Origin of the sequence: Sphingomonas swuensis, from assembly GCF_039538045.1 — a bacterium.
Classification (GTDB): domain Bacteria; phylum Pseudomonadota; class Alphaproteobacteria; order Sphingomonadales; family Sphingomonadaceae; genus Sphingomicrobium; species Sphingomicrobium swuense.
Genome location: NZ_BAABBQ010000001.1, coordinates 1,675,949 through 1,699,882 on the forward strand (window position 1 = coordinate 1,675,949; position 23,934 = coordinate 1,699,882).

The following is a 23,934-nucleotide window of genomic DNA, read 5'->3' on the forward strand; positions in this document are numbered from 1 at the left end:
TGCGTATCCCGGCCACCGGACTATCAGCGCGCGCTATGCTGTTGCCGGATCAGGAAATCATCGCAGGGTGCGAACTCATCGAGTTGCCCGTGCGCGGCGACGAGCGTGGCTCGCTGGTCCCGATGGAGGCGCGCCGCGAAGTGCCCTTCGCAATTGAGCGGGTCTACACGGTCTTCGGCACCGACCAGGGTGTTCGTCGAGGCTTCCATGCCCATCGCGAGCTGCAGCAGTTCGCGCTCTCGGTGGCGGGCGGCTGCACCATGGTTCTGGACGATGGTGAGCGGCGGCAGAAGATCCGCCTCGACCGGCCTAACGTCGGGCTGACGATCCCGCCGATGGTCTGGCACGAGATGGAGGATTTCACCCCCGACTGCGTGCTGCTTGTCCTTGCCGATGCACCCTATGCCGAGGCCGACTACATCCGCGGCTACGACGACTTCCTCGCGCTTGTGGGTGCAGGCCGATGAAAGTCCCCTTTCTCGAGCTTCGCGCCGGCTATGAGGTTCTCAAGCCCGAGATCGACGCGGCCGTGGCACGGGCAATGGCTTCGGGCTGGTACATCGGGGGTCCGGAGGTGGAGGGCTTCGAACGGGCCTTCGCCGATTACTGCAGTGCCGCGCATTGCGTCGGGGTGGCCAACGGGCTCGATGCGCTTCACCTCGGGCTCCGCGCAATGGATGTCGGTCCCGGCGACGAGGTGATCGTCGCCAGCAACAGCTACATCGCAACCCTGCTTGCGGTGAGCATGGTCGGCGCCACCCCGGTGCTGGTCGAAGCCGATCCGGCAACCCATAATCTCGACCCGAGCAAGGTCGAGGCTGCGATCACGCCGCGCACCCGGGTCATCCTGCCGACCCATCTCTACGGCCAGCCGGCCGACCTCGATCCACTCCTTGAGATTGCCCGCAGGCGCGGCTTGCGGCTGCTCGAGGATGGTGCGCAGGGGCATGGCGGGCGCTATCGGGGCCAGCGCGTCGGCGGCCATGGCGACCTCGTCGCGTGGAGCTTCTACCCGAGCAAGAACCTCGGCGCGCTCGGGGACGCGGGCGCGATCACCACCAACGATCCGGTCCTCGCCGACCGGGTCAGGACGCTCGGCAATTACGGTTCGCACCAGCGCTACGTGAACGAGGTGCGCGGCGTGAACAGCCGGCTTGATCCGCTCCAGGCTGCGGTGCTCTCGGTCAAGCTCGCTTATCTCGACGCGTGGAACAGCCGCCGCAAGGCGATCGCCGAGCGCTACCTGGAGGCCTTTGCCGACCTTCCCGGCATCACCCTTCCGGCGGTGCCCGATTGGGCCGATCCGGCCTGGCACCTGTTCGTCATTCGGGCGACCGATCGGGACGGGCTGCAGCAGCGTCTTGCCGACCAAGGCATCCAGACCCTCATCCATTACCCCATCCCGCCGCACCGCCAGCAGGCCTATGCCGATCTCGGCCTTCCTGCCGGGAGCTTTCCGATCGCCGAGCAGCTTGCGAACGAGGTGCTCAGCCTGCCGATCGGTCCGCAGATGCGCGACGAGGAAGTCGAGGCCGTCATCGCCGCGGTCCGCGCCGCGGCAGCCTGAGGATCAGAGGTCGCCGGTCCAGCGATCGAACAGGATCGTCCGGGCGCCGAAGCTCTCCTTCTGCCATAGCAAGCCCTCGTTGAGCTCTTCGCCGCTCATCGAGATGCCGAAGCTGAACCAGTCCGCTCCCTCCGAGGCCGCCTCAGCCATGGCGGAGGCGATCACGAGGTCGAGCGCATTCGCCTTGCGGCCAGCCTCGTTGGAGGCAAGATATTGGGTGTGCCAGACGGCGCCGTAGCGGAACAGGAGGGTGCCGGCGACCGGCTCGCCGTCGAGCCACGCGCAGCGGACCAGCAGCCGATCCGGAAGCGCCGCCTGCAATTGCACGAGCTCGTCCTGGCTGTGCACAGGATCGCGCCCATGGCGTGCAAGCAGCACTTCGGCGAGGAGCGGATGGAAGTCCGCCAGTGAGGTGTCGCGCACCTCGCAGCCGAGCTTGGCCGCGCGCTTGGAGTCGCGAAGCTTGGCCTTGGATGGGGAAAGCGGGTCGCGAAGCGGGACGATGCTCGACACGTCGCGCCCGGCCAACACGAAGCCACGGCGCCACAGATGATAGTCGAGCTCGCCCGATGGCTGTGTCGTGAAGGGCGCGGGAATGCTCTTGATGGTGAGCTTACGCACGCCCCAGTCGCGCAGTCCCTCAAGAGCCTTGTCGAAGGCGTCGATGACGTCGGGGGTTCGAAGGTCGGAACGGGCGATCAGCCCGCCGAAGGTCAGGCCGCCATGGCTCACCGCTTCGTCCCCGTGGCGCGAGGCCGGAAGTGCCGCGACCGGCTCGCCATCCCGCAGCACCAACGCGCTGACGTCTTCGAAGCGGTCGGAATGATAATCCATGAAGCGGCGGTCGAAGAGGAACAGCCCGGTCTTCGACTGCGCCACCAGCGCGTTCCAGCAGTCCGCATCATCCGCGGAGTAGCGCCTCACCTCGAACATCATGGCGCCAGCGTCTTGGTCATGTGCAGCACCTCGCCGTCATCCCCTGCATCGGCCCAACCGGTGCGAAGGTAGAGGCGGATGGCGCGCTCATTGTCGCGGGCCACGCGTAGGAACAGGTCGGTCAGCCCGCGTTCGCGCGCCTGCTCCTCGACAAGCGCGAGCAGGACCGGCCCGAGTTTGCGCCCCCACAGCGACTTGTCACCAAGATAGCCCCAATATTCGGCCTTGGGCGCTGCCACCTGCTTCAGGCCCGCGGCCCCGACCGGACGCCCGTCATGTTCTACTCCCCAGATCAGATAGTCGGTCCGGCCCGGCAGCCGTTCGAAGAAGGCCTGCTGATCCTCCCGGCGAAAGGCGGGTGTCAGGGTCAGCGCCCGGGTCTGCGGATCCGACAGCCACTCCCAGCTGCGGTCGAGATAGTCGCGGTCGTAGGGGACCAGCCTCAGCCCGGCGGTCACGAGAATGAGGTCCTTGGCACGGTCGAGGCCTTCGCAAGGGTGAAAGGGCTTGGCAAGGACAAGCTTGATGTTCTCACCGGCATGCGCCACGCGGACGCGGCTCCCCGATGACCGATGACAACTCCGCCCGCCAGATCCTCCGCTCCTCCTCGCTGATCGGCGCGGCGTCGGTCGCGAACGTCCTCACCGGTCTCGTCCGAAACAAGCTTGCCGCCTTGCTGCTCGGTCCGGCAGGCTTCGGCCTGATCGCACTGGTCCAGAGCCTGGTGACGAGCCTTGCTCAGGTCGGCGGCCTGGGACTGGCCAATGCGGCGGTTCGCCAGCTGTCCCAAGCCGACGAGGAGCAGGCCCGGGCGAGCGTCCGCCGTGCCTTGTTCCTGGGCTCCCTGACGCTGGCCGCGCTGACGCTCGCCTTGCTCTGGTTGCTGCAGAAGCCGCTCGGCGCCTGGCTCCTTCCGGACGAGGCCGCGGGCTGGTCGCTCGGGCTGATCGCGCTTGCCGCGGCACTGACGATCCTTGCCACGACCCAGCAGTTCCTGCTCACCGGATTGCGGCAGATCGGTCGTTTGGCGCTGCTCAACGTCGGCGGCGCGCTGACGGGGACGTTGCTCGGGGTCGGGGCGCTATACTGGCTGGGGAGCGGAGGAATTCCGCTCTACATCCTCGCCGCTCCGGTCGGCGCGCTCGTCGTGGGCGTGATGGTGCTCGCCCCGCTGCGGCCCGGCGCTGCCCCCTCCTCTCCGCGCCTCCTTTCCGAGCTCAGGCCGATGCTGTCGCTCGGTGTCCCGCTGATGCTCGGCAACCTCCTTGCGCCGGTCGCGCAGCTCGCGATCCGGAGCGCGATGGGAGACCAACTCGGGGCCGCGGCGCTCGGCTATTATGGCGCGGCCAGCATGATCTCGGTGACCTACATCGGCTTCGTGCTGAGCGCGATGGCGACCGACTATTACCCGCGCGTATCCGCCGCTTATCCCACCCCGCTCGTCGCCAGGCGGGTTGTGCTCGAGCAGGCGGAAATCGCACTCTTGCTGGCCGCGCCACTTTTCCTGGGACTGCAGGCGACCGCGCCCTGGGTGCTCCACGCCCTTTATTCCAGCCAGTTCGTCGAGGCGACGCCGCTGCTCCGCTGGCTGGTGCTCGGCGACACGCTCAAGACGCTCGGCTGGCCGCTCGGATACCTTCTGCTCGCCTCGGGACGCGGCAAGATCTACATCGCCGCCGAGGCACTGTTTGCGCTGGTGCTGGTCGGCGGGACCTTGCTGCTGCTCCCCCGCTTCGGGGTGGAAGCCGCCGGCATCGCCTATTTCGCGATGATGAGCGTCTACCTTCTCACCCAATTCTTCATTGCGCGGCGGCTGATCGGCCTCCATCCGGGTCGTCCGTTGATCCTGCTTGCGCTGGCGGTGATCGGATCGGTCGCGGCCTTGGCGCTGGTTGGCTCTTTCTTCCCGCTTGCAGGACTCGCGATCGGCCTTCCGCTTTCGGCCGCCGCCGGACTGTTTGGGCTGCTCCGCCTCGCCCACCTGACCGAGGCCGACAACCGGATCGGACGGACCGCACGGACCCTCGCTGCAAGGATCGGCCGGTGAAGCGCTGGCTGCTGGTCTATGGGCCGCTCGGAATGGGCGGCATCGAGACACTCATCGTGCGCCTCGCCAATCACCTCGCGAGTGAAGGTAAGGATGTCGCCGTCCTCCACTCGGGCGGTGAGAACGTGCCGTTGCTATCGCCTGACGTGACGCCGCTAGAATATGCCAGCAGGCAGTCTGCGATCGGACTGGGCAGCCGCTGGCTCGGTCGCGAGCAAGCGCCGGCAGCCCTGATCAGCTTCGATCCGATCAGCGCCGCGCTCGGGCTAGCAATTGAAGCCGTCGCGCCAGGCGGACATGCCGTGCACCTCAGCGGCATCTACCATCCGCGTGCCTTCTTCATGGACGGCGAACGCGCGGACCGGCGATGGCTCAACCGTATGGTCGCCGAGGCAGTCGGGTTCGAGCGATTGTTCTTCATGAACGAGGAATCACGGACCGAGAAGCAGCGCCGCTGGGAGGTCGCACTCGACCGATCGCCGATCATCCCGGTCCCGGTCGAAGAGCGCAATCGGCAGTGGAGCCGCGCCGCCAGCGAAGCACCGCTTCGGATCGTATCCGTCGGGCGGCTGACCGACTTCAAGCAATATAATATCGGGGCATCCTCCATCGTCCGCCGGCTGCTCGATGATGGCGTCGAGGTGTCTTGGGACATCTACGGCGATGGCGCGCTCGAGCCCGAGGTAAGGGCCGCGATCGACCGGCAGGGTGTGAGCAAGCAGCTTCGGCTGTGCGGGACCCTGCCCTATGCACAATTGGCCTCGACCCTGCTCGACTATGACCTGTTCGTCGGGCTCGGGACGGCGGCGCTCGAGGCTTCGATGCTCGGCATCCCCACGATCGCTGCTACCGACAGCTCGGCGGAAGGCAGCTACGGCTGGTTTCACCAGCTTCCCTTCGGCAACCTCGGGGAGCGGCAGGAGGGCAAGGAGCCGACACACCGGATCGAGCAACTGATCCGCGACTATCGGGCAATGCCGCAGGCGGACCGCATGACCCTGTCGCAGGACCTGCATTCGGGCGCTCTCCGCTATGCGCTTCCGGGTGTCGCAAGGCAGCTCGAGGCGCTGGCCGATGCCGCGCCCTCAGGCGGCGCGCCGCACGCCAAACGGCTCACATCCATGCTCTACGGATTGCTGACCGACAGCCTTCCAATCAGGATGGTCCGGGCGCTCCGTCAGGCCGTGCCGAGCAGCAACTCAAGATAACGATCGATCGTCGCATGGCTGGCAAGTTGCCGGGCACGACGACGCAGGCTCTCACGGTCGGGCACGCTCGCCAGCGCCCTTTCCATCGCCTCGGCCAGCTGGTTTGCGTCGCCGACCGGAACAAGCTTGCCGTACCGCCCCCCTGCGAGGATCTCGCGCGGCCCTGACGGGCAATCGGTGCTGACGATCCTGAGGCCGGCGTGGAGCGCTTCGACCAGCACCAGCGGCAGTCCCTCGAAGCGGCTCGAAAGCACGAACAGGTCAGCCGAGGCTAAGAATGGCCAGGGATCGATCCGGAAGCCCGGCATGACGACCCGGTCCGCGATTCCGAGCTCCTTCGTGAGGCTCTCGAGCTGCCAGCGCTCTGCGCCTTCGCCGACGATCATCAGCCGGTCGCCGGCGGGCATGCGGGCGAAGGCGCGGAGAAGCTGCGCCTGGTCCTTTTCCGGCTTGAGGCTGCCGAGGGACAGGATCCGTCGCCCATCCCCGTCCCATTGCCGCTCGACCTCGTCCGACCGCGCGAGCGGGAGTGGCGGCAGGTCGAGCGGGTTGGACAGCACCTCGAACTGGTCAGGCGCGAGTCCGCTCAGGCTTGCAAGATCGGCGGTCGCGCCCTCGGAAACCGTCGTCCGGGCAACGGCATGAGGATAGAAGCGGCGCACGGTCCAGCGGATCGCCTGCTGGACACGCTTGCCTGGATATTGCCGGCCAAGGGTACTATGGTCGCTCAGCACCAGTCGCGCCGGCGAACGGGCGATGATCCGCGCGAGCACCGCGGCGACGGTCAGCGGCCACATGAAGGCGAGGACGCCGTCGGGTTTCGTTTCGCGCAGGTAGGCCGCGAAGCGGGTCGGCACCTGGCGGATGCGCGGTGCCTTGAGGTCGACAATCCGAACATCCCGGTGGACAAGGTCGCGCAACACGCCCTGCGGCCGCATCAGCACCAGTTCGACGATAAGGCCGCGGCGGGCAAAGCCGTTGGCAAGCGTCACCGCGACGCGCTCGGCGCCCCCGCCGCCGAGATCGGGGAGGAGCAATGCGATCCGGCGTCCGCCCACTCAGGCCCCGTCGAGATCGGAAAGCCGGTTGAGCGAGATGCAATCCTGCTCCGTGGCAATGGGCAGCGCCTCGACCTTGAAGCCCGAAGCGGCAGCGTGGGCGACGATGTACAGGAAGCCATGCTCACCGGTGGCGCGGCCGAGCCCCTCGTCCCGGTGGTGCTCCAGCAATTGCAGGATCGGTCCGGCCCGGAACACGAAGAGCCCGATGTCGCGCTCGCCAGGCTCGGGTTCGACGCCGAGTTCGCGGGTCTCCTCGAGCGCGGTGACCGCGCCGGCCGCATCGCGGGCTACCCGCGTATAGGCCTGCGCCACCGGTCGGCTGGCGAAGGTGAAGTCGTTGCCCTCTTCGCGATGGCGCGCCACGAGCCCGGCAATGGTGGCTTCCTCGAGCAGCGGGATGTCGCCCCAGGCCAGCAGCACGTCTGCATCGGGATCGAAGGCGGGCGACTGCCGGAAGGCGAGCACGGCGTCACCCATGCCCGTTGGCTTCTCCTGCACCAGCAGGTGCGCCTCGCGGCCATGTTCCTCGAGGGTCCGCGAGATGGGTTCGAGCCCGCTCGGCGAGACGATGATCGTCGGATTCCCGTCATGCGCCTTCAAGCGATCGAGCAGGTGGATCAGGATCGGCTTGCCGCGAACCGGGTGCAGCGTCTTCGGATAGGGCAGCCCCGCCCGGCTCCCGGTGCCGGCGGCGGCGATGAGCGCGGCGAGCCTAGCGGCCATAGTCGCGCCCGATCTGGCCCTTGAGGCCGCGCGCCACTGCCTTGGCGAGCGGTGCATTGCGTCCCGCGACCAGCGCCGCCGCCTGCTTCCATCCGTTGCGGCGCCCGGTCCGCCAGAGCGCCGCCGCCACCGCCGCCGCATGACGGACCGGGCGCGCGTCGAAGTAGCGCCGGTTCAGAATGATGGTGTTCTTGACGTAATAATAGGCCTTCTCGGGTGTCAGCGGTCGGCCTGCGACGTCGGGATGATAATGGTGCGCGCCAAGGTGCGACAGCACCGGACCGAAGCTCCGCAGGCGCATGAAATAGTCCACCTCGTCGCCGAACAGGAAGAAGTCGGGGGTGACATTACCGATCGCGCGCGCCGCCTGGGTGCTGACCAGCGCCCCGTTGAACAGGTGGGCGAAGGGATAGAGGTCGCCCTTCACCTCGGCACGAAGCTCGGTGAGGGTCGGAAGTTTGCGGCGCCGCGCGGCGAGCACCGGAAGCTGGTTGTCGTTGAGCAAGGGCATCGGAAAGACGAAGCGGTCGCGCGCATTCTCCTGCAGCACGACCGACGAGACGCAGGCGCGGTCGGGCGTGAGCGCCTGCTCGAGCAGGCCAAGCGCCTCGCGGTCCGGAAAGCCGTCGTCATCCATCAGCCAGACGGCGTCATAGTCTCCCGCCAGCGCTTCCGAGATCGACCGTGCCCAGCCGCCGGCAGAGCCGACATTCTCCTGGGTCAGGCATTCGACCCCTTTGGCTTCCAGCATTGCGACCGTGTCGTCGGTGCTCCCGTTGTTGATGACGAGCAGACGGTCGGGGGGCCGGCGTTGGCCGCGGATCGCGTCGACACAGCGGGCGAGCAGCTCGGAGCGATTGTAGGTCACGACGCAGGCGAGGATCTTCACGCACCCGCCTCCATCTCGGCTAGCAGCGAGGCCCAGTCGCGCAGCCCGGGCCCGATCGCAATAGCGTCCATCCCGGCCGCCCTGGCGGCGGCAAGTCCGCTTTCGCTGTCCTCGAAGACCAGCGCTCGGGCGGGTTCGATCCCCGCTCGTGATGCGGCGAGCAGGAAGCCTTCGGGATCGGGCTTGCCCTTGCGCACGTCGGCGGAGGTGACGACCGGATCGAAGATCCCGGCTAGGCCGATCGCGGCAAGCGCCGCCTCGGCCGAGGGTGGCGAGGCCGAGGTGCACAGCGCGCAGCGGAAGAGCGCGCGCGCCGCAGTGACGAATGCCACGGCTCCGGGAATCTCGCGTAATTCCTGCTCGATCAGGGCACGCGAACGCTGCTGCTTGGCATCGCGGAGCCGGTCGCGCTCCTCGGCGGCGGCTTCCCTGCCCGCGTCGAGCAGCAGGCGATCGACTGCGGCGGCCGTCGTCATCCCGGCGATTCGGTCATAGTCGACCGCGACCTGCAGCGGCGCGAATACCTCGGCGAAGGCCCGGGCATGGATGGGCGAACTGTCGACGAGCGTCCCGTCGAGGTCGAAGATCAGGAGTTTCTTGCCCTGGAAGGGCGACGCCGCCTCGTTCACTTCGCCAGGTCGCGCTTGGCGTAGAGATCGAGCATCGTCGACACCAGACGCTCGCCATTGTGGCGGCCGGGCAGCTCGGGATGCTCGAAGTCGTCGACAATCCGCGGCACGTCGAGGCGATATTCGCTGTCGTCATAGTCGACGTAGGTGGTGTCGGCCTTGCGCCGACCATTGTTGACCAGCACCGCGTCGAACAGATCCTCCGGCGCATGGTGGCGGTCCTCCGCGAGGCAGAGGTAGCGATAGGCGCCGTGGAGGTAATCCGCCGCGCGGTAGGTCGGCGTCTCGTAGTCGGCGCCGATATTGGTGACGAAGACCTTCAGCGCCGAGCGGTTGCGGGCGATCGCCTCGGGCAGGCCGCGCGACAGGTAGGTCGGATAGAGCGAGCTGTGCTGCGTGCCGGCCGAATAGATGACGATGTCGGCCTGCGCGAGTGCCAGCCGCACCCCCGCCGAGGCGATGGCGGGCGCCTGGTGGCGCTCGAGGTAGAGTCGCTGATCGGCTTCGCTCAGCCGGTCGAAACTCGACCGCTCGAGCGCCGCGTCGAGCAGGTAGATGCTGTCGATCAGCACGTTGGAGCGTAGCTCGACGATCTCGGCCTCGGAGCTCAGCACCTCGCCATTCTGGCGGACCGCCGCGAGCCACTTGTTCTCGACGCTGTTGGGAAGGACCGTTCCCTTGAGCCGGAACAGACGATCGATGGTCCGTGTCGTCCGCTCCATGTCGCGACCGCTATCGAGATAGGCGCCGGCGTAGAGGCAGTTCATCAGCGAGCAGTCGGCGAAGTTGAACTGCTGCGACCGCACTTGCTCGATCAGCAGCAGGGTCTCGAGGAACTGGCCGACGAAACGGCGCAACGCCGCGGCTAGGACCGGATCGGTAACCGTCACTCCGGCAAGCTCCTCTCCGCCCGCGACGAAGCGCTCGAACCCGCAAACCAGCTCTTCACGGTCGACGTCGAGCGGGAAGCGGACGTCGAACAATGCCTCGGCAACGTCCCTCTTCGGTCCTTCGGGCAGCATCAGTGACTGCACCTTTCGGATGTCGGAGGGGCCGAGCATGTTGAAGAAGCGGCGGATCTCGCCGGTCGACTTGCCGTCGTCATAGGCATTGACGATCGAGGTCACGTTGAGCCCCGGCCGGTCGAGCAGCGCGGGAATGAGCGACGCGGCTCCGCGGCCGCCATTGAGGACGACCACGTTCAGCATGACCTACGCTCCACCACCACAATCCTCATCCTGCTTGTTCTCACGTCGTGTTTCGAGCCGGCGCGCCAATCAGCCGCTCATAGATGGAAGCGTAGGTTTCGACACCATGTTCCAGCGTGAACGCATCCGCTTTACCGCGGGTCGCGCGCCTCGTCGTCTCCGGTACCGCGAGGACCTGCTCGATCGCCGATCGCAGGGTCGCGGGACTGAAGTCCATCACCACCAGCGAGGCATTGCGCTGCGGGCGGAGAATGTCGTCGAGGTCGCCCACCCCGCTGTTGCTGATCATCGGGACGTTGGCCGCGAACAGCTCGGCCATCTTGGTCGGAGAGCAACCCGCGAGATCCGCGCTCGGGCGGAAGAACATGACCGAGAGGCTGGCAAGCGCCAGGTAGACCGGGACCTCGTCGCGCGAAGCGTTGACGATGCTGACCGAATCGGCGGGAAGACCGGCGGCTGCGACCGCAGCGGCGATCTCCTGCTCGCCATTGTTGCACACGAACAGGAAGCGCGCATTCGGCTTGATCTTGCGGAACTCGACGAACAGCCGGACCATCTCGTCGAGGAGGTACACGGCACCGATGCTGCCGAGGTAGAGAAGGACCGGCTGCCCTTCCTCGAGCTTGAGCCGCGATCGCGCCGCCGCCACTCGCTCGGGAGCGACCCGGCTCATGTCGAAAAGCTCGAAATCGGCGCAGCAGGGGATGACAGTGTAGCGGTCGAGGCCGCCGGCATGCGGATATTTGGTGTTCAGCACCTCGGCCGCCTTGGCGGTCAAGGTCACGACATGGTCGGCGGCGTCGAAATAGCCCTTCTCGCGGGTGCCAAGCAGCCGGTAGACCCAGGGAAAGCGGCTGTCCTGAATGCCACTCTCGATAAAGAAGTGGCGAAAATCGAGCAGGAAGCGCGCTCCGACCGCCTGCTTGACCGCCTTGCCGATCTCGAGCGGGAGCCAGCTGCGGCTATGGACGAGGCGGGGACGCTCGGCCTTGGCAATGCCGAGCGCGAGCCGGTGCATGCGCGCCATGTCGTAGAATTGCGCCGCCACCTGCGGGCGGTTGTGATAGGTCACGTGGGACCAGCGAATGCCGGCTTCCTCGAAGCGGTCCCGGTAGCGCTGCATCAGCGCGTCGCGTCCGGGCTTCTCGACGCTGACGATGTGGATCCGGTAGCCTCGCGCCGCCAGCCCGAGATTGTAGGGCGCGATCTGCGACTGTCCGATATGATCGGTGATGCCGTTGTGGCTGAGGTAGAGGACGTCGGTCATGGCTTTCCGGCACCCGCACATGCGGCAGGCGCCATGCCCGCGAGGTGCTTGGCGACGGTCGGCCCGATGCGCTCGCGCCAGCCCGGCACGACCAGTCCGAACCGCGATTTCAGAAGCTCCGTCGACAGTCGCGAGTTGGCCGGACGCGGGGCCGGTGCGCCATAGTCGGCCGTGCTGATGCCGATGACCTCGGCGGACGGCCCACCCGCGCTGGCGCTCGCTTCGAAGGTGGCGCGGGCGAAATCTGCCCAGCTGAGCGCGCCCGAACCGGCGACGTGCAGCGTCAATCCGGCGGGCTCGGGCCAGCGCCGGGCCAGCGTAAGGAGCACCCAGGCAAGATCCCCGGCATGGGTCGGGCAGCCGACCTGATCTTCCACGACAGTGATGCGATCCTTGGTGGCACCCAGGCGGAGCATCGTGGCGACGAAGTTGGAGCCCGTCGGTCCGTAGACCCATGAGGTCCGCACGATCAGCGCGTCGGGGTTGCGGCGGCGAACCTCGATCTCGCCGGCGAGCTTGGTACGGCCGTAGGCTCCGAGCGGGCCGGTCGGATCGCTCTCGCTCCAGGGTCGATCGCCCGAGCCGTCGAAGACATAGTCGGTCGAGACGTGGATGAAGCCCGCCCCTGCCCTGCCGGCCGCTTCCGCCGCTTCGCCGGCCGCCTCCGCATTGAGGCGGAATGCCTGCCCCTCTTCTTGCTCAGCCTTGTCGACGGCGGTGTAGGCAACGGCGTTGATGACGAGGTCGGGGCGCTCCGCCGCGATCAGGTCGGCGACCTGCCCCGGCTCGGCCATGTCGAGGTCGGGCCTGCCGACCCGCTGCAGTCGGACCTCGGCCATGCTTCCAGCCATCTCGGAGAGAGCCGTGGCCAACTGGCCAGAACGGCCGAGCACCAGGATCTTCACGCGGCGGTCCCGAGCCGTTCGCCTGAATAGCACCCCTCGCGAATCGGCCGCCACCACCAGTCGTTCGCGAGGTACCAGTCGATGGTCTCGGCGAGCCCTTCCTCGAAGCTGTGGCGCGGCGCCCAGCCAAGCTCGCCCTGCAGCTTGGAGCTGTCGATCGCATAGCGGCGGTCATGGCCCGGACGGTCGGTGACGAAGCGGATCAGCGACCGCCGCTGCCCCTCCGGCAATGGAGCCCTCGCGTCGAGCAGGTCGCAGATCGCCTCGACCACTTGCAGGTTGGTGCGCTCGGCGCTTCCCCCGACATTGTAGCTCTCGCCGACCCTTCCGCGCGTCAGGATCAGCTCCAGCGCCTCGGCATGATCCTCGACATGAAGCCAGTCGCGGACATTCTCACCCTTGCCGTAGACAGGCAGCTCGCGGCCCTCGAGCGCATTGAGGATGACCAGCGGGATCAGCTTCTCGGGGAAGTGGAACGGCCCGTAATTGTTCGAGCAGTTCGAAAAGACCGCGGGCAGCCCGTAGGTGTGGTGCCAGGCGCGAACGAGATGGTCCGATGCCGCCTTGCTCGCCGAATAGGGCGAGGAAGGCGCGTAGGGCGTATCCTCGCGAAACAGGCTGTCGTCGAAGGGCAGGTCGCCGAACACCTCGTCGGTCGAGACATGGTGGAAGCGGAAGTTCTCGGCCGCCTCGCGGCCCAGCGTGCGCCAGTAGCCGAGCGCGGCCTGGAGCAGATGGAAGGTACCGACCACGTTGGTCTCGATGAAGGCGGCCGGACCATCGATGGAGCGGTCGACATGGCTCTCGGCGGCCAAGTGCATGATGCCGTCGAGTTGGTGCTCCGCCAGCAGTGCGGACACCCGCGTTTCGTCGGCGATGTCGCCTTCGACGAAACGGTAGTTCTCGATCCCCTCGACGTCGCGAAGCGAGTTGAGATTGCCGGAGTAGGTCAGCTTGTCGAGGTTCACCACATGGTGCCCGCGGGCGACCAGTCGGCGGACCACCGCCGAGCCGATGAAGCCCGCACCGCCCGTGATCAGCAGACGCCGGCTCACGCGAACAGCTCCGCATCGGCCAGGAGGGGCGCGGACCGATCCTTGTCGGAAAGAGTCAGAGCACCGGCGGTGGTCGGCCAGTCGATCCCGATCGCCGGGTCGTCGAAGCGGATCGTCCGCTCATGCTCGGCGCTGTAGCGCGCGCTTACCTTATACTGCACTTCGGTATCCGGCTCGAGGGTCAGGAAGCCGTGGGCAAAGCCGGTCGGCACGAACAACTGGTTCCACTGCTCGGCCGAGACCTTCACTCCCTGCCAGCGGCCAAAAGCGGGCGACGAGCGACGGATGTCGACCACCACGTCGAAAATTGCACCACGAGTGACCCGGACCAGCTTGGCCTGGGCGAACGGTGGCAGCTGATAGTGGAGGCCGCGAAGAACGCCGGCCGCGACCGAGCGGCTGTGATTCTCCTGAACGAAGCCGTCGGTGAAGCCGGTCAGCCGCTGCATGGCCTCATTCCAGACTTCGGAGAAGAAGCCACGTTCATCGGCGATGCGGCGCGGAACGATCTCCGTCAGCCCGCCGTCGAGATGGCGATAGTCCATCAGCCCTGCTCGATCTCGGTCACTCGGGTGCGAAGGTAACGCGCATAGTCGGTCTTGCCGAGCGCGTCGGCGCGGCTTCGGACCTGGTCGGCGGAAAGCCAGCCGCGCTCGAGCGCGATCTCCTCGAGGCACATGACCTTGAGGCCCTGCCGATGCTCGATCGTGCGGATGAAGGAGGACGCGTCGTGCAGGCTGTCGTGGGTTCCCGTGTCGAGCCAGGCATAGCCGCGCCCGATCAGCTGAACCTCAAGCTGGCCGCGTTCGAGATAGATTCGGTTGACGTCGGTGATCTCCAGCTCGCCGCGCTCGGAAGGAGCAAGGTTCGCCGCGATGTCGACTACCTGATTGTCGTAGAAATAGAGGCCCGTCACCGCCCAGCGCGAGCGCGGCTTTGCTGGCTTCTCCTCGATCGACAGAGCCCGCCGCTGGGCATCGAACTCGACCACGCCATAGCGCTCGGGATCCTCGACATGATAGGCAAACACCTGCGCCCCGCCGGTCAGCGAGGCCGCGGCCTGGACCAGCCCCGCAAGGCCGGCGCCATAGAAGATGTTATCGCCGAGGATCAGCGCCACCGGGTCAGAGCCGATGAATTCGCGGCCGATGATGAAGGCTTCGGCAAGGCCGTTGGGCTCGGCCTGCTCGGCGTAGCTGAGCTTGATACCGAACGCGCTGCCGTCGCCGAGGAGCCGCTTGAACTGCGGAAGGTCGTGCGGAGTCGAGATGATCAGGATCTCGCTCAGCCCGGCAAGCATCAGCACGCCGAGCGGATAGTAGATCATCGGCTTGTCATAGACCGGCAGGAGCTGCTTCGAGATGCCCATGGTCGCAGGATAGAGGCGGGTCCCGCTCCCACCCGCCAGAATGATGCCCTTCATCGGCCCGAACTTTCCGTAAGGATGGTCTGGTATGGCAGCCAGCCGAACGAATTCACCGCATAGTTCAGCCAGACGAACAGCACTGTCCCCGAGTAGACCAGCACCAGCAGACGGCCGAGGAAGGCCTGACGAAGCCACAGCGGCACGCGCGCGAGCACGACGATCTGAAGCGGCAGCAAATAGAGCGAAATGCGGTCGACAACGGTCGAGCTGGGCGACAGCAGCAGGACGGGCACCATCAGCAACGACACCAGCGAGAGATTGCGCCAGATGGGCTCTTCCCGCGCATCAAAACCGAGCTTCTTCCTTCCGATGTAGAAGATCATGGCGGAAAGGACGAGCTGGGCGATGCGGATGGCCGCGCCCGAGCTGTTGTACTTCGCCTCGATATAGTTGCGGCTCAGGCGCTCGAAGCTGTCCGACAGGAACAGCGTATTGAGCGAGGCCGTCAGAGCGACCACCATCAGCACGTTGGCAAGTCGGGACTGCGGAAACACGAATAGCATCAGCGGCAGGCAGACGATCGCCGTCTTGTGGAACAGCGCCGCGGCAAGGATGTAGAGCGTGAAGCGGACAATCCCCGCGCCGTTGATGATCGCCGCGATGCCCATCATCAGGAAGCCGATGGCCGCCGCCTGCCGGGTATAGCCCATGCCGACGACGATGATCAGGTAAGGCACCGCGACGGCCATCATCAGCCATGGCTCGGGCTGGGTCCTCGCAAGCCGGTAGAAGCCCCACACGAAGGGGATGGCGACGATCGCGTTGACCAGCCAGAAACCCCCGCCGACCTGCGACACGCCATAATTGAGCAGCGTGTATCCCCAGTCGCCACGCGCCATCTGCTGTCCGAGCGAGAAGATGCGGCTGCGCTCGAAGATGCTGAGGTAGTTCAGCCAGTCGCCGCCGACCTCGAAACGGAGGCCGATCATCAGGAACAGCAGGAGCAAGGCGAAGGGAAGCAGGGCGCCCATCTGGCTCGGCAGCGCCGCCCCCTCGATTGTGTGTCCCGTCGCAGGATGCGCATGGGCCGGCAGTCGCGCAGGAAGGCGTCCGCGCAGACTGATCAACGCTCCGATCGCGAAGAAGAGAAACAGGATCCAGTAGGGCAGCATGGGTCGCCGGGTCTGTGGCAGTGCCACCCTCATGACGCAAGTCAAACCGCTCACGGCGGTCTCGGCGTCCGCAGACCGGCGAGAAGTGAGAGAGTGACAACAGACGCGTCGGCTCCCGTGCGCAGTCGCAGTGGTCAGCGGCCCGGCGACCTCCTATGTTCTGGACATGCAACGAGATGCGGACTGGAACGACTGGCGGGCCTTCCTCGCCGTCGCGCGCAGCGGCAGTACGCTTTCCGCGGCCCGCGCGATGCGGGTCAGCCAGACCACCGTCGCCCGCCGCATCGCCTGTCTCGAGGAAGCGCTGGGGCTCGGTCTGTTCGAGCGCCGCTCGGCCGGCTACGCACTTACCGCCGCAGGTGGAGCGCTGGTTGCGCGGGCCGAGGCCGTCGAGGCGGCGGCGCTTGCTGCCCAAGCGCAGGCCCGTGCGGCCGGACGCTCGTTGTCCGGCACCGTGCGGATCACCGCCGAGGAGATCTTCAGCACCGCCCTCCTCGCGCCGCATCTGCTCGAACTTCACGAGACCTATCCCGAAGTCCGGATCGAGATCGACAACACCATCGGGCTGAGAGACCTCGCCGCGGGAGAGGCCGACATTGCCCTTCGAAGCAGCGAGAAGATGGAGGGCGGTGGGCTGGTTGGACGAAGGCTCGTCGCCGACAATTGGACCCTCTACTGCAGCCGTTCCTACGCCGAGCGGCATGGCGTTCCCGGTTCGATTCCCGGCCTTCGCGCGCACACGTTGGTGGGCGGCGGCGGCGGCCAGCTTGCCCGCGAATATGGCGAGTGGATTGAACAGGCTGGCCTCGCGGATCGGGTTACGGTCGAGCAAGGGAGCGCGACAGGACTGCTCAGCGCCGTCCAGACCGGGCTAGGGATCGCGGTGCTGCCCTGCGTTGTCGCGGACGCCCTCCCCGACATCATCCGCTGCCTCCCGCCAATGGCCGAGCGGCGGCAGATGTGGCTGCTCACCCACGAGCGGGTAAGGCACCAGCCTGCCGTGAGGGCGGTGATCGACTTCCTCTACGAGCGCCTGAGCGCGCACGTCCGCAACCTTCAGCTCAGGGTCGCCGCCTAGCCGGCAGGGTGAGCGTCGCTCCAATAGGCTCCGGCGCGCTCAGACCAGCGCTGGAACTCGGCGTCGCTGGCGAATGCGCGTCGCGGGAGGATGAAGGCGCAACTGTCGGTCGTGAAGAGAAAGAGGCGGTCCCTGGTCGCGACGACGCGCTTGATCGCCGCCCACCGATGCTGAAGCGACTGAACCTCATGATGGATCGCAATCTCCGCTTCGTTCATCCGCAGCTTCATCGGTGTCGCCCAGCCACTCTTCCGGCGTTGTCGCACCTGCCACATCGGCGACAACAGATAGATGGCGGCGACCATTACCATCCAGATGAGGACGTATGGCAGCGCCGCGTAGATAAGGTCGACGCCCCTGGTGCCTTCGAACAGGTATGCTGATCCCGCGCCGATCGCGAGGAGCAACATTCCCGAAGTCACCAACCTACGTCGGCAACTTTTGCACGTGCGCGACAACGCCCGGAAATCCGACGCCTCATAGGTGATCGAGACTTCGTCGTCCGCAATCCGATCCAACGCAGGTTCCCCCGTAGGGCGAGCCTAGCGCCTACCTTCTTCCGGGCAAGCGCTCACTCGACTGTGACGCTCTTCGCCAAGTTGCGCGGCTGGTCGACGTCGGTGCCCTTGAGCACGGCGACATGGTAGGCCAGCAGCTGAACGGGGACCGCATAGACCAGCGGCGCGATCAGGGGATGGACCTCGGGCATCTCGATGGTCGCCATGCAGCCCTCGCCGGCCTCGGCCAACCCCTTGGCATCGCTGATAAGGACGATCTTGCCGCCGCGGGCGCGAACCTCCTGCATGTTGCTGACGGTCTTCTCGAATAGCGGACCCGACGGAGCCAGGACGATCACCGGGACCTGATCGTCGATGAGCGCGATCGGTCCATGCTTCATCTCGCCCGCAGCATAGCCTTCCGCGTGGATGTAGCTGATTTCCTTGAGCTTGAGCGCACCCTCGAGCGCCATCGGATAGTCCGGGCCACGACCGAGATAGAGCACGTCGCGGGCGGGCACGATCAGCGGCGCCATCGCCTTGATGTCCTCGTCATGGTCGAGTGCCTGGGTCATTGCCTCGGGCGCCTCCTGGAGGTGCGCGACGATGTCCTTTTCCTCTTCCGCCGTGATCCGGCCCTTGGCCCGGGCTAGGTTGACGGCGAGCGCGGCGAGGACCGCCAGCTGGCAGGTGAAAGCCTTGGTCGAGGCGACACCGATCTCCGGGCCCGCGCGGGTCGGAAGCAGCAGGTCCGCCTCGCGCGCCATCGAGCTCGTCGGGACATTCACGACGACCGCAATCTTCTGCTCCTGCTCGCGGGCGTGGCGAAGCGCGGCCAGTGTATCGGCGGTCTCGCCCGACTGGCTGATGAAGAGCGCAAGCCCGCCCTTTTCGAGGACGGGATCGCGGTAGCGGAACTCGGACGCGACATCGATATCGACCGGAACCCGGGCAAACCGCTCGATCCAATATTTTCCGACCATGCCGGCGTAGAAGCTGGTCCCGCAGGCGACCATGGTCACGCGATCGACCGCCGCCAGGTCGAAGTCGCTGGCGGGAATTGCCACTTCCCCGTCGAAGGCGCGGACATAGCTTTGAAGCGTCTGCGCGACCACGATCGGCTGTTCGTAGATTTCCTTGCGCATGAAGTGCGCGTGGTTGCCCTTGCCGATCGTCTCGGCCGAGGCCTCACTGTCGACCTGCGGCCGCTCGACCGGCTGGTTCGCGCGGTCAAAGATCTGCACGCCGTCGCGGCGCACCACGACCCAGTCGCCTTCTTCGAGATAAGCGATGCGGCGGGTCCAGGGCGCCAGCGCGATAGCATCCGAGCCGAGGTAATTCTCGCCCTCGCCATAGCCAACGGTCAGCGGAGCACCCATGCGGGCACCGATCACAAGGTCCGGATGGTCGCGGAAGAGGAAGGCCATGGCGAAGGCACCGTGAAGCCGGGGAAGAACCGCCGCGACCGCCGACTGCGGGTCGGCGCCCTTCTCGATTTCGCGCGCGACGAGATGCGCCACCACTTCGCTGTCGGTTTCGGACAGGATCCTGCGGCCCTCGGCCAGCAGTTCCTGCCGAAGCGGCTTGAAGTTCTCGATGATGCCGTTGTGGACCAGCGCCACCGGACCAGCGATGTGCGGATGGGCGTTGCTCTCGGTCGGTGCGCCGTGCGTTGCCCAGCGGGTATGGGCGATGCCGATCGTCCCGGGGGGAGAATCCTCCGCCAGCCGCGCGGCGAGATTGTCGAGCTTGCCTTCGGCCCGCTGGCGCTCGAACGCGCCGCCATCGACCGTGCAGATACCGGCGCTGTCATAGCCGCGATATTCGAGCCGCTTCAGTCCTTCGAACAGCCGCTGGGCCACCGCTTGCTTGCCTGCGATCGCGACGATGCCGCACATAAACCTGTCTTTCCTTGAAATCTCATGCCCGCGCTAGCGATGTCGGTAGCCGCGGCCAAGTGAGCTGCGAAACGTAAATATATCGGTCACTTTCCGCATTGCCTCAGGCAAGCGGCAGGAGAGCCTCCACAGCGCCGGTCAGGACGTCCTGATCGAGGTCGCTGTTGTTGAGAATGAGCACGGACCGACTGGTCCTGAGATCGTGGGCGAGGTGCGTGCGATAGCCCTGCACCTTGCCGGTCTCCCAGGCGACGCGTCGTCCCCCGATGGTGCGGACCCGCCCGCCAAGGGCGTAACCCTCCGTGGGCACGCGAACGCGGACTAGCTCGGCACGCGAACGCGCGGAGAGGAGTCTGCCGTGATTGATCAGATATGCCGCCCGGATCAGGTCGGCCGCGTTTGCATGGATGTTGCCGCTCGCGCCGCCGAATGGCGGAACTCGCAGGTCCTTGCGCCCGCTCGTGCCATAAGCAGCGGCCAGCCCCGCGATGCCTCCATCCCGGGTGTCGACAAAGCCGGTGCGGGACAGCCCGAGCGGACGGAAGACCTGTTCGGCCAGCACCGCCTCGAACGGCTTCCCGGCGACTCGCTCCATCGCGGCATGAAGGAGAACCCAGTTGAAGAAGGAATAGTCGAAGCGCCCGCCCGGCGCGAAGGCGAGATCGCCCTCGGCGAAGCGTGCGACCATCTCGGCCGACCCGGCGCGCGAGGTGCGCAGCTGCGGCTCGTCCTTGATCGCCTGGGTGACCCGGTCGGGGATGCCGCTGTCGTTGGCGAGCAGATGCTCGACCGAAACTGACCCATAGGGCCCACCAAGCACGGGAAGGTGGGTGCGGATCGGTGCGCCCAGCGCCATCCGCCCCTGGTCGACCATTCGCAGCAGTGCGACCGCCGTGAACCACTTGGACACCGAGCCGATCCGGAAGGTCGTATCGGCCGCGACAGGCAGTCGCGCCTCACGGTCGGCAAGGCCGAACAGGCGCTGGTGCCGAATGCGCCCGTTGGCGCCGAGGCTGATCGAACCGCTGAAGCCATTGGCCGCGGCGAAGTGGTCGATGACGAGGTCGGAGGCCGATCGATCACGCGCCCGGACGGGAACGCTGCTCGCGGCGATGGCGGCAGAGATGCCGCTGACGAACAGCCGACGATCGATCATGGAAATGCCTTCAGGAACGCAACAGGATTGCCGCTCCTAGCCCAGCACATCCTTGATCCGCGAGAAGAAACTCTTGCTCGCCGGGCATTCCTCGCCGGTTTCCGTTTCGCGGAACTGGGTGAGGATTTCCTTCTGCCTGGCGGTCAGCCGGGTCGGCGTCTCGACCAGGATCCGGGCCACCATGTCCCCGCGCCCACGGCCGTTCAGCACGCCCATGCCCTTGCCGCGAAGCCGCAGCGTCTCACCCGACTGGACGCCCGACGGAATCTTGACCTCGATCTTCTCGCCATCGATGCCAGGGACAGTGATCGAGCCGCCCAGCGCGGCAGTGGTGAAGCTGACCGGGCATTCGGCGATGAGGGTCGTCCCCTCGCGGCCATAGAGCGCGTGGCGCTTGAGGTGCACGAACAGGTAAAGGTCGCCCGACGGGGCGCCGCGGATGCCGGCTTCGCCTTCCCCGGCAACGCGGATGCGTGTTCCCTCGTCGACCCCGGCGGGAACCTGGATGGTCAGGGTCCGCCGCTTGAGGGTCCGGCCCTCGCCCTGGCACTCGGGACAGGGGTCGGCGATGGTCACACCATGGCCGTGGCACGAGGGACAGCCGCGCTCGACCACGAAGAATCCCTGCTGCGCACGGACCTTGCCGGCGCCGTGACAGGTCGGGCAGGTGATCGGGACCGAAGAGCCCCGCGCACCATCGCCCTCGCACGGTTCGCACGGAGCCAAGGTCTCGATGTCGATCGTCGCCGACTTGCCTGCGAAGCTCTCCTCGAGCGACAGCTCGAGGTCGTAGCGGAGGTCCGCGCCGCGAGCGGCGTTCTGGCGAGCGCCGCGGGGATCCATGAACTCGCCGAAGATGGACGAGAAGATGTCCGAAAAATCGGGTCCCGCGCCGCCGCCGAAACCGCCTGCCCCGCCCTGCTGAAAAGCGGCATGCCCGAAGCGGTCGTACGCCGCCCGCTTCTGAGGATCCTTGAGGCAGTCGTAGGCTTCGTTCAGTTGCTTGAACTTGGCTTCCTGCTCGGCGCAGCCGCCGTGGCGGTCAGGATGGCACTCCATCGCGAGCTTGCGATAGGCCATCTTGATGGTCCGCTCGTCAGCGCCGCGCTGGACTCCGAGCAGCTCGTAATAGTCGGTGTGAACAGTCATTGACGCAATCCTGACACCGTCGTCCCCGCGATGGTGGGGACCTCAGGGTGTTGAGTACCTCCCGAGGCCCCCGCTCTCGCGGGGAGGACGCCAATCACTGGCTTACGCCTTCTTGTCGTCGTCGACTTCGGAATATTCCGCGTCGACCACTTCTTCCTGGCCCGCCTGCGTATTGTCGGCCGTGTCGGCTGCGGACTGGGTGGTGCCGCCCGCCTGCTGGCTCTCGTAGATCGCCTGGCCAAGCTTCATCGCCGACTGGGTCAGCGCGTTCGACTTGGTGGTCATCGCGTCGGCATCGCCGCTCTCGATGGCGGTCTTGGTCTCGGCGATGGCGGTCTCGATCTCGCTCTTCACCTCGGCCGAGACCTTGTCGCCATGCTCGGCAAGCTGCTTCTCGGTCGAGTGAACGAGGCTCTCGGCCTGGTTCTTCGCCTCGGCTCCAGCGCGCCGCTTCTTGTCTTCCTCGGCGAACTGCTCGGCCTGCTTGACCATGTTGTCGATGTCCGAGTCCGACAGACCACCCGATGCCTGGATTCGGATCTGCTGCTCCTTGCCGGTGCCCTTGTCCTTGGCCGAGACGTTGACGATGCCGTTGGCGTCGATGTCGAAAGTGACCTCGATCTGCGGCACGCCACGCGGCGCCGGAGGAATGCCGACGAGGTCGAACTGGCCGAGGATCTTGTTGTCCGCGGCCATCTCGCGCTCACCCTGGAAGACCCGGATGGTGACGGCATTCTGATTGTCGTCGGCGGTCGAGAAGACCTGGCTCTTCTTGGTCGGGATGGTCGTGTTGCGGTCGATCATCCGGGTGAACACGCCGCCGAGGGTCTCGATGCCGAGCGACAGCGGGGTCACGTCGAGCAGCAGCACGTCCTTGACGTCGCCCTGAAGCACGCCCGCTTGGATCGCGGCGCCCATGGCGACGACCTCGTCCGGGTTGACGCCGGTGTGCGGGTCCTTGCCGAAGAACTCCTTCACCACCTCACGGACGCGCGGCATGCGGGTCATGCCGCCGACCAGCACGACGTCGGAGATGTCGGCGGCCTTGACGCCCGCGTCGGCCAGCGCCTTGCGGCACGGCTCGAGGGTGCGGTCGATGAGGTCGGCGACCAGCTTCTCGAGGTCGGCGCGGGTGATCGTCTCGACGAGGTGCAGCGGGGTTGTCGAACCACCCTCCATGCGCGCCGTGATGAAGGGCTGGTTGATCTCGGTCGTCGCGGTCGACGACAGCTCGATCTTGGCCTTCTCCGCGGCTTCCTTGAGGCGCTGCAGCGCAAGACGGTCCTTGCGGAGGTCGATGCCTTCCTTCGCCTGGAACTTGGCCGCGAGATGCTCGACGATCTTGGCGTCAAAGTCCTCGCCGCCGAGGAAGGTGTCGCCGTTGGTCGACTTCACCTCGAACACGCCGTCGCCGATCTCGAGGACCGACACGTCGAAGGTGCCGCCGCCAAGGTCGTAGACCGCGATGGTCTTGTTGGTGTCCTTGTCGAGGCCATAGGCCAGCGCCGCGGCGGTCGGCTCGTTGATGATGCGCAGCACTTCGAGGCCCGCGATCTGGCCGGCGTCCTTGGTCGCCTGGCGCTGCGCGTCGTTGAAGTAGGCGGGAACGGTGATCACCGCCTGGCTGACCGTCTCGCCGAGATAGGCCTCGGCGGTTTCCTTCATCTTCTGGAGCGTGAAGGCACTGATCTGCGACGGGCTGTACGGCTGGCCGCCGGCATCGACCCAAGCGTCGCCATTGTTGCCCTTGACGATCTTGTAGGGGACCAGCTCGGTGTCCTTCTTGGTCACCGGGTCGTCAAAGCGGCGGCCGATCAGGCGCTTGACCGCGAAGATGGTGTTGTCGGGATTGGTGACGGCCTGGCGCTTGGCCGGCTGGCCGATCAGGCGCTCGCCATCCTTGGTGAAGGCGACCACCGACGGCGTGGTGCGCGCGCCTTCCGAATTCTCGATGACCTTCGGCTTGCCGCCTTCCATCACCGCAACGCAGCTGTTGGTCGTGCCGAGATCGATCCCGATCACTTTCGCCATTTTTCTTCTACCCTTTCACTCGCCCCTCGGACGCCCCCTGAAGGGACGCCCGCGTTCATGTTTCGGCGGCGATATAGGGAGGGTGAAAGCGG

23 protein-coding genes are annotated in these 23,934 nt (G+C 66.5%); 5 read left to right on the top strand and 18 right to left on the bottom strand.

Going from position 1 to position 23,934, the window contains the following annotated elements:
- Positions 1 to 35 precede the first annotated feature (35 nt).
- Positions 36 to 467, top strand: coding sequence for a sugar 3,4-ketoisomerase (locus ABD727_RS08385; protein ID WP_344706928.1), 432 nt, complete (start codon positions 36 to 38; stop codon positions 465 to 467).
- Entirely contained in the window at positions 464 to 1,567 is a 1,104-nt protein-coding gene (locus ABD727_RS08390; protein ID WP_344706929.1) for a DegT/DnrJ/EryC1/StrS family aminotransferase, read from the top strand. The genes ABD727_RS08385 and ABD727_RS08390 overlap by 4 nt, the downstream gene beginning before the upstream one ends.
- 3 nt (positions 1,568 to 1,570) lie before the next feature.
- Here the strand turns inward: ABD727_RS08390 and ABD727_RS08395 are convergent, their stop codons facing one another.
- Both ABD727_RS08395 and ABD727_RS08400 read right to left on the bottom strand, forming a co-directional pair.
- Positions 1,571 to 2,500: a GNAT family N-acetyltransferase gene (locus ABD727_RS08395; protein WP_344706930.1), complete on the bottom strand. Its 930-nt coding sequence runs from the start codon at positions 2,498 to 2,500 to the stop codon at positions 1,571 to 1,573.
- Positions 2,500 to 3,051 carry a GNAT family N-acetyltransferase gene (locus ABD727_RS08400; protein WP_344706931.1) on the bottom strand — a complete coding sequence of 184 codons (552 nt, stop codon included), beginning with the start codon at positions 3,049 to 3,051 and terminating at the stop codon, positions 2,500 to 2,502. Before ABD727_RS08400 ends, ABD727_RS08395 begins: the two co-directional genes overlap by 1 nt.
- Positions 3,052 to 3,068: 17 nt before the next feature.
- On the opposite strand from ABD727_RS08400, the gene ABD727_RS08405 reads away from it, so the two are divergent.
- The gene (locus ABD727_RS08405; protein ID WP_344706932.1) at positions 3,069 to 4,550 is read left to right on the top strand and encodes an oligosaccharide flippase family protein; all 1,482 of its coding nucleotides are present in this window, start codon (positions 3,069 to 3,071) and stop codon (positions 4,548 to 4,550) included.
- Complete coding sequence (locus ABD727_RS08410; RefSeq protein ID WP_344706934.1) at positions 4,547 to 5,758, top strand: glycosyltransferase family 4 protein; 1,212 nt, start codon at positions 4,547 to 4,549, stop codon at positions 5,756 to 5,758. Before ABD727_RS08405 ends, ABD727_RS08410 begins: the two co-directional genes overlap by 4 nt.
- Here the strand turns inward: ABD727_RS08410 and ABD727_RS08415 are convergent.
- From ABD727_RS08415 to ABD727_RS08465, 11 genes are read right to left on the bottom strand one after another with little or no spacing between them, the layout of a single operon-like run.
- The gene (locus tag ABD727_RS08415; protein ID WP_344706936.1) at positions 5,728 to 6,816 is read right to left on the bottom strand and encodes a glycosyltransferase; all 1,089 of its coding nucleotides are present in this window, start codon (positions 6,814 to 6,816) and stop codon (positions 5,728 to 5,730) included. The genes ABD727_RS08410 and ABD727_RS08415 overlap by 31 nt on opposite strands.
- The gene (locus tag ABD727_RS08420; RefSeq protein ID WP_344706938.1) at positions 6,817 to 7,542 is read right to left on the bottom strand and encodes an NTP transferase domain-containing protein; all 726 of its coding nucleotides are present in this window, start codon (positions 7,540 to 7,542) and stop codon (positions 6,817 to 6,819) included.
- On the bottom strand, positions 7,532 to 8,431 hold the full coding sequence (locus ABD727_RS08425) for a glycosyltransferase (protein ID WP_344706940.1): 900 nt from the start codon (positions 8,429 to 8,431) through the stop codon (positions 7,532 to 7,534). The genes ABD727_RS08420 and ABD727_RS08425 overlap by 11 nt, the downstream gene beginning before the upstream one ends.
- Positions 8,428 to 9,060, bottom strand: a complete 633-nt coding sequence (locus ABD727_RS08430) for an HAD family hydrolase (RefSeq protein ID WP_344706942.1) — start codon at positions 9,058 to 9,060, stop codon at positions 8,428 to 8,430. Before ABD727_RS08430 ends, ABD727_RS08425 begins: the two co-directional genes overlap by 4 nt.
- A complete protein-coding gene (locus ABD727_RS08435) occupies positions 9,057 to 10,268 on the bottom strand; it encodes a 2-phospho-L-lactate transferase CofD family protein (RefSeq protein ID WP_344706944.1) in 1,212 nt (403 codons plus the stop codon). The genes ABD727_RS08430 and ABD727_RS08435 overlap by 4 nt, the downstream gene beginning before the upstream one ends.
- A gap of 40 nt (positions 10,269 to 10,308) precedes the next feature.
- Entirely contained in the window at positions 10,309 to 11,535 is a 1,227-nt protein-coding gene (locus ABD727_RS08440; protein ID WP_344706946.1) for a glycosyltransferase, read from the bottom strand.
- Complete coding sequence (rfbD, locus tag ABD727_RS08445; RefSeq protein ID WP_344706948.1) at positions 11,532 to 12,440, bottom strand: dTDP-4-dehydrorhamnose reductase; 909 nt, start codon at positions 12,438 to 12,440, stop codon at positions 11,532 to 11,534. The genes ABD727_RS08440 and rfbD overlap by 4 nt, the downstream gene beginning before the upstream one ends.
- Entirely contained in the window at positions 12,437 to 13,495 is a 1,059-nt protein-coding gene (gene rfbB / locus ABD727_RS08450; protein ID WP_344706950.1) for a dTDP-glucose 4,6-dehydratase, read from the bottom strand. Before rfbB ends, rfbD begins: the two co-directional genes overlap by 4 nt.
- A complete protein-coding gene (gene rfbC / locus ABD727_RS08455; RefSeq protein ID WP_344706952.1) occupies positions 13,492 to 14,040 on the bottom strand; it encodes a dTDP-4-dehydrorhamnose 3,5-epimerase in 549 nt (182 codons plus the stop codon). The genes rfbB and rfbC overlap by 4 nt, the downstream gene beginning before the upstream one ends.
- Entirely contained in the window at positions 14,040 to 14,918 is an 879-nt protein-coding gene (rfbA, locus tag ABD727_RS08460; RefSeq protein ID WP_344706954.1) for a glucose-1-phosphate thymidylyltransferase RfbA, read from the bottom strand. The genes rfbC and rfbA overlap by 1 nt, the downstream gene beginning before the upstream one ends.
- Positions 14,915 to 16,033, bottom strand: a complete 1,119-nt coding sequence (locus ABD727_RS08465) for an EpsG family protein (RefSeq protein ID WP_344706956.1) — start codon at positions 16,031 to 16,033, stop codon at positions 14,915 to 14,917. The genes rfbA and ABD727_RS08465 overlap by 4 nt, the downstream gene beginning before the upstream one ends.
- A 166-nt stretch (positions 16,034 to 16,199) precedes the next feature.
- Here ABD727_RS08465 and ABD727_RS08470 point away from each other — a divergent pair, with 166 nt between their 5' ends.
- Entirely contained in the window at positions 16,200 to 17,111 is a 912-nt protein-coding gene (locus tag ABD727_RS08470) for a LysR family transcriptional regulator (RefSeq protein ID WP_344706957.1), read from the top strand.
- Here ABD727_RS08470 and ABD727_RS08475 read toward each other — a convergent pair.
- The 5 genes from ABD727_RS08475 to dnaK form a co-directional block, all read right to left on the bottom strand.
- Entirely contained in the window at positions 17,108 to 17,629 is a 522-nt protein-coding gene (locus ABD727_RS08475) for a YcxB family protein (protein ID WP_344706959.1), read from the bottom strand. The genes ABD727_RS08470 and ABD727_RS08475 overlap by 4 nt on opposite strands.
- 53 nt (positions 17,630 to 17,682) lie before the next feature.
- Positions 17,683 to 19,506 carry a glutamine--fructose-6-phosphate transaminase (isomerizing) gene (gene glmS / locus ABD727_RS08480; RefSeq protein WP_344706961.1) on the bottom strand — a complete coding sequence of 608 codons (1,824 nt, stop codon included), beginning with the start codon at positions 19,504 to 19,506 and terminating at the stop codon, positions 17,683 to 17,685.
- A 103-nt stretch (positions 19,507 to 19,609) separates the two neighbouring features.
- Entirely contained in the window at positions 19,610 to 20,662 is a 1,053-nt protein-coding gene (locus ABD727_RS08485) for a serine hydrolase domain-containing protein (RefSeq protein ID WP_344706963.1), read from the bottom strand.
- A 36-nt stretch (positions 20,663 to 20,698) separates the two neighbouring features.
- Positions 20,699 to 21,811, bottom strand: coding sequence for a molecular chaperone DnaJ (gene dnaJ, locus ABD727_RS08490; protein ID WP_344706964.1), 1,113 nt, complete (start codon positions 21,809 to 21,811; stop codon positions 20,699 to 20,701).
- A gap of 102 nt (positions 21,812 to 21,913) precedes the next feature.
- Entirely contained in the window at positions 21,914 to 23,842 is a 1,929-nt protein-coding gene (gene dnaK, locus ABD727_RS08495; RefSeq protein ID WP_344706966.1) for a molecular chaperone DnaK, read from the bottom strand.
- Positions 23,843 to 23,934 lie beyond the last annotated feature (92 nt).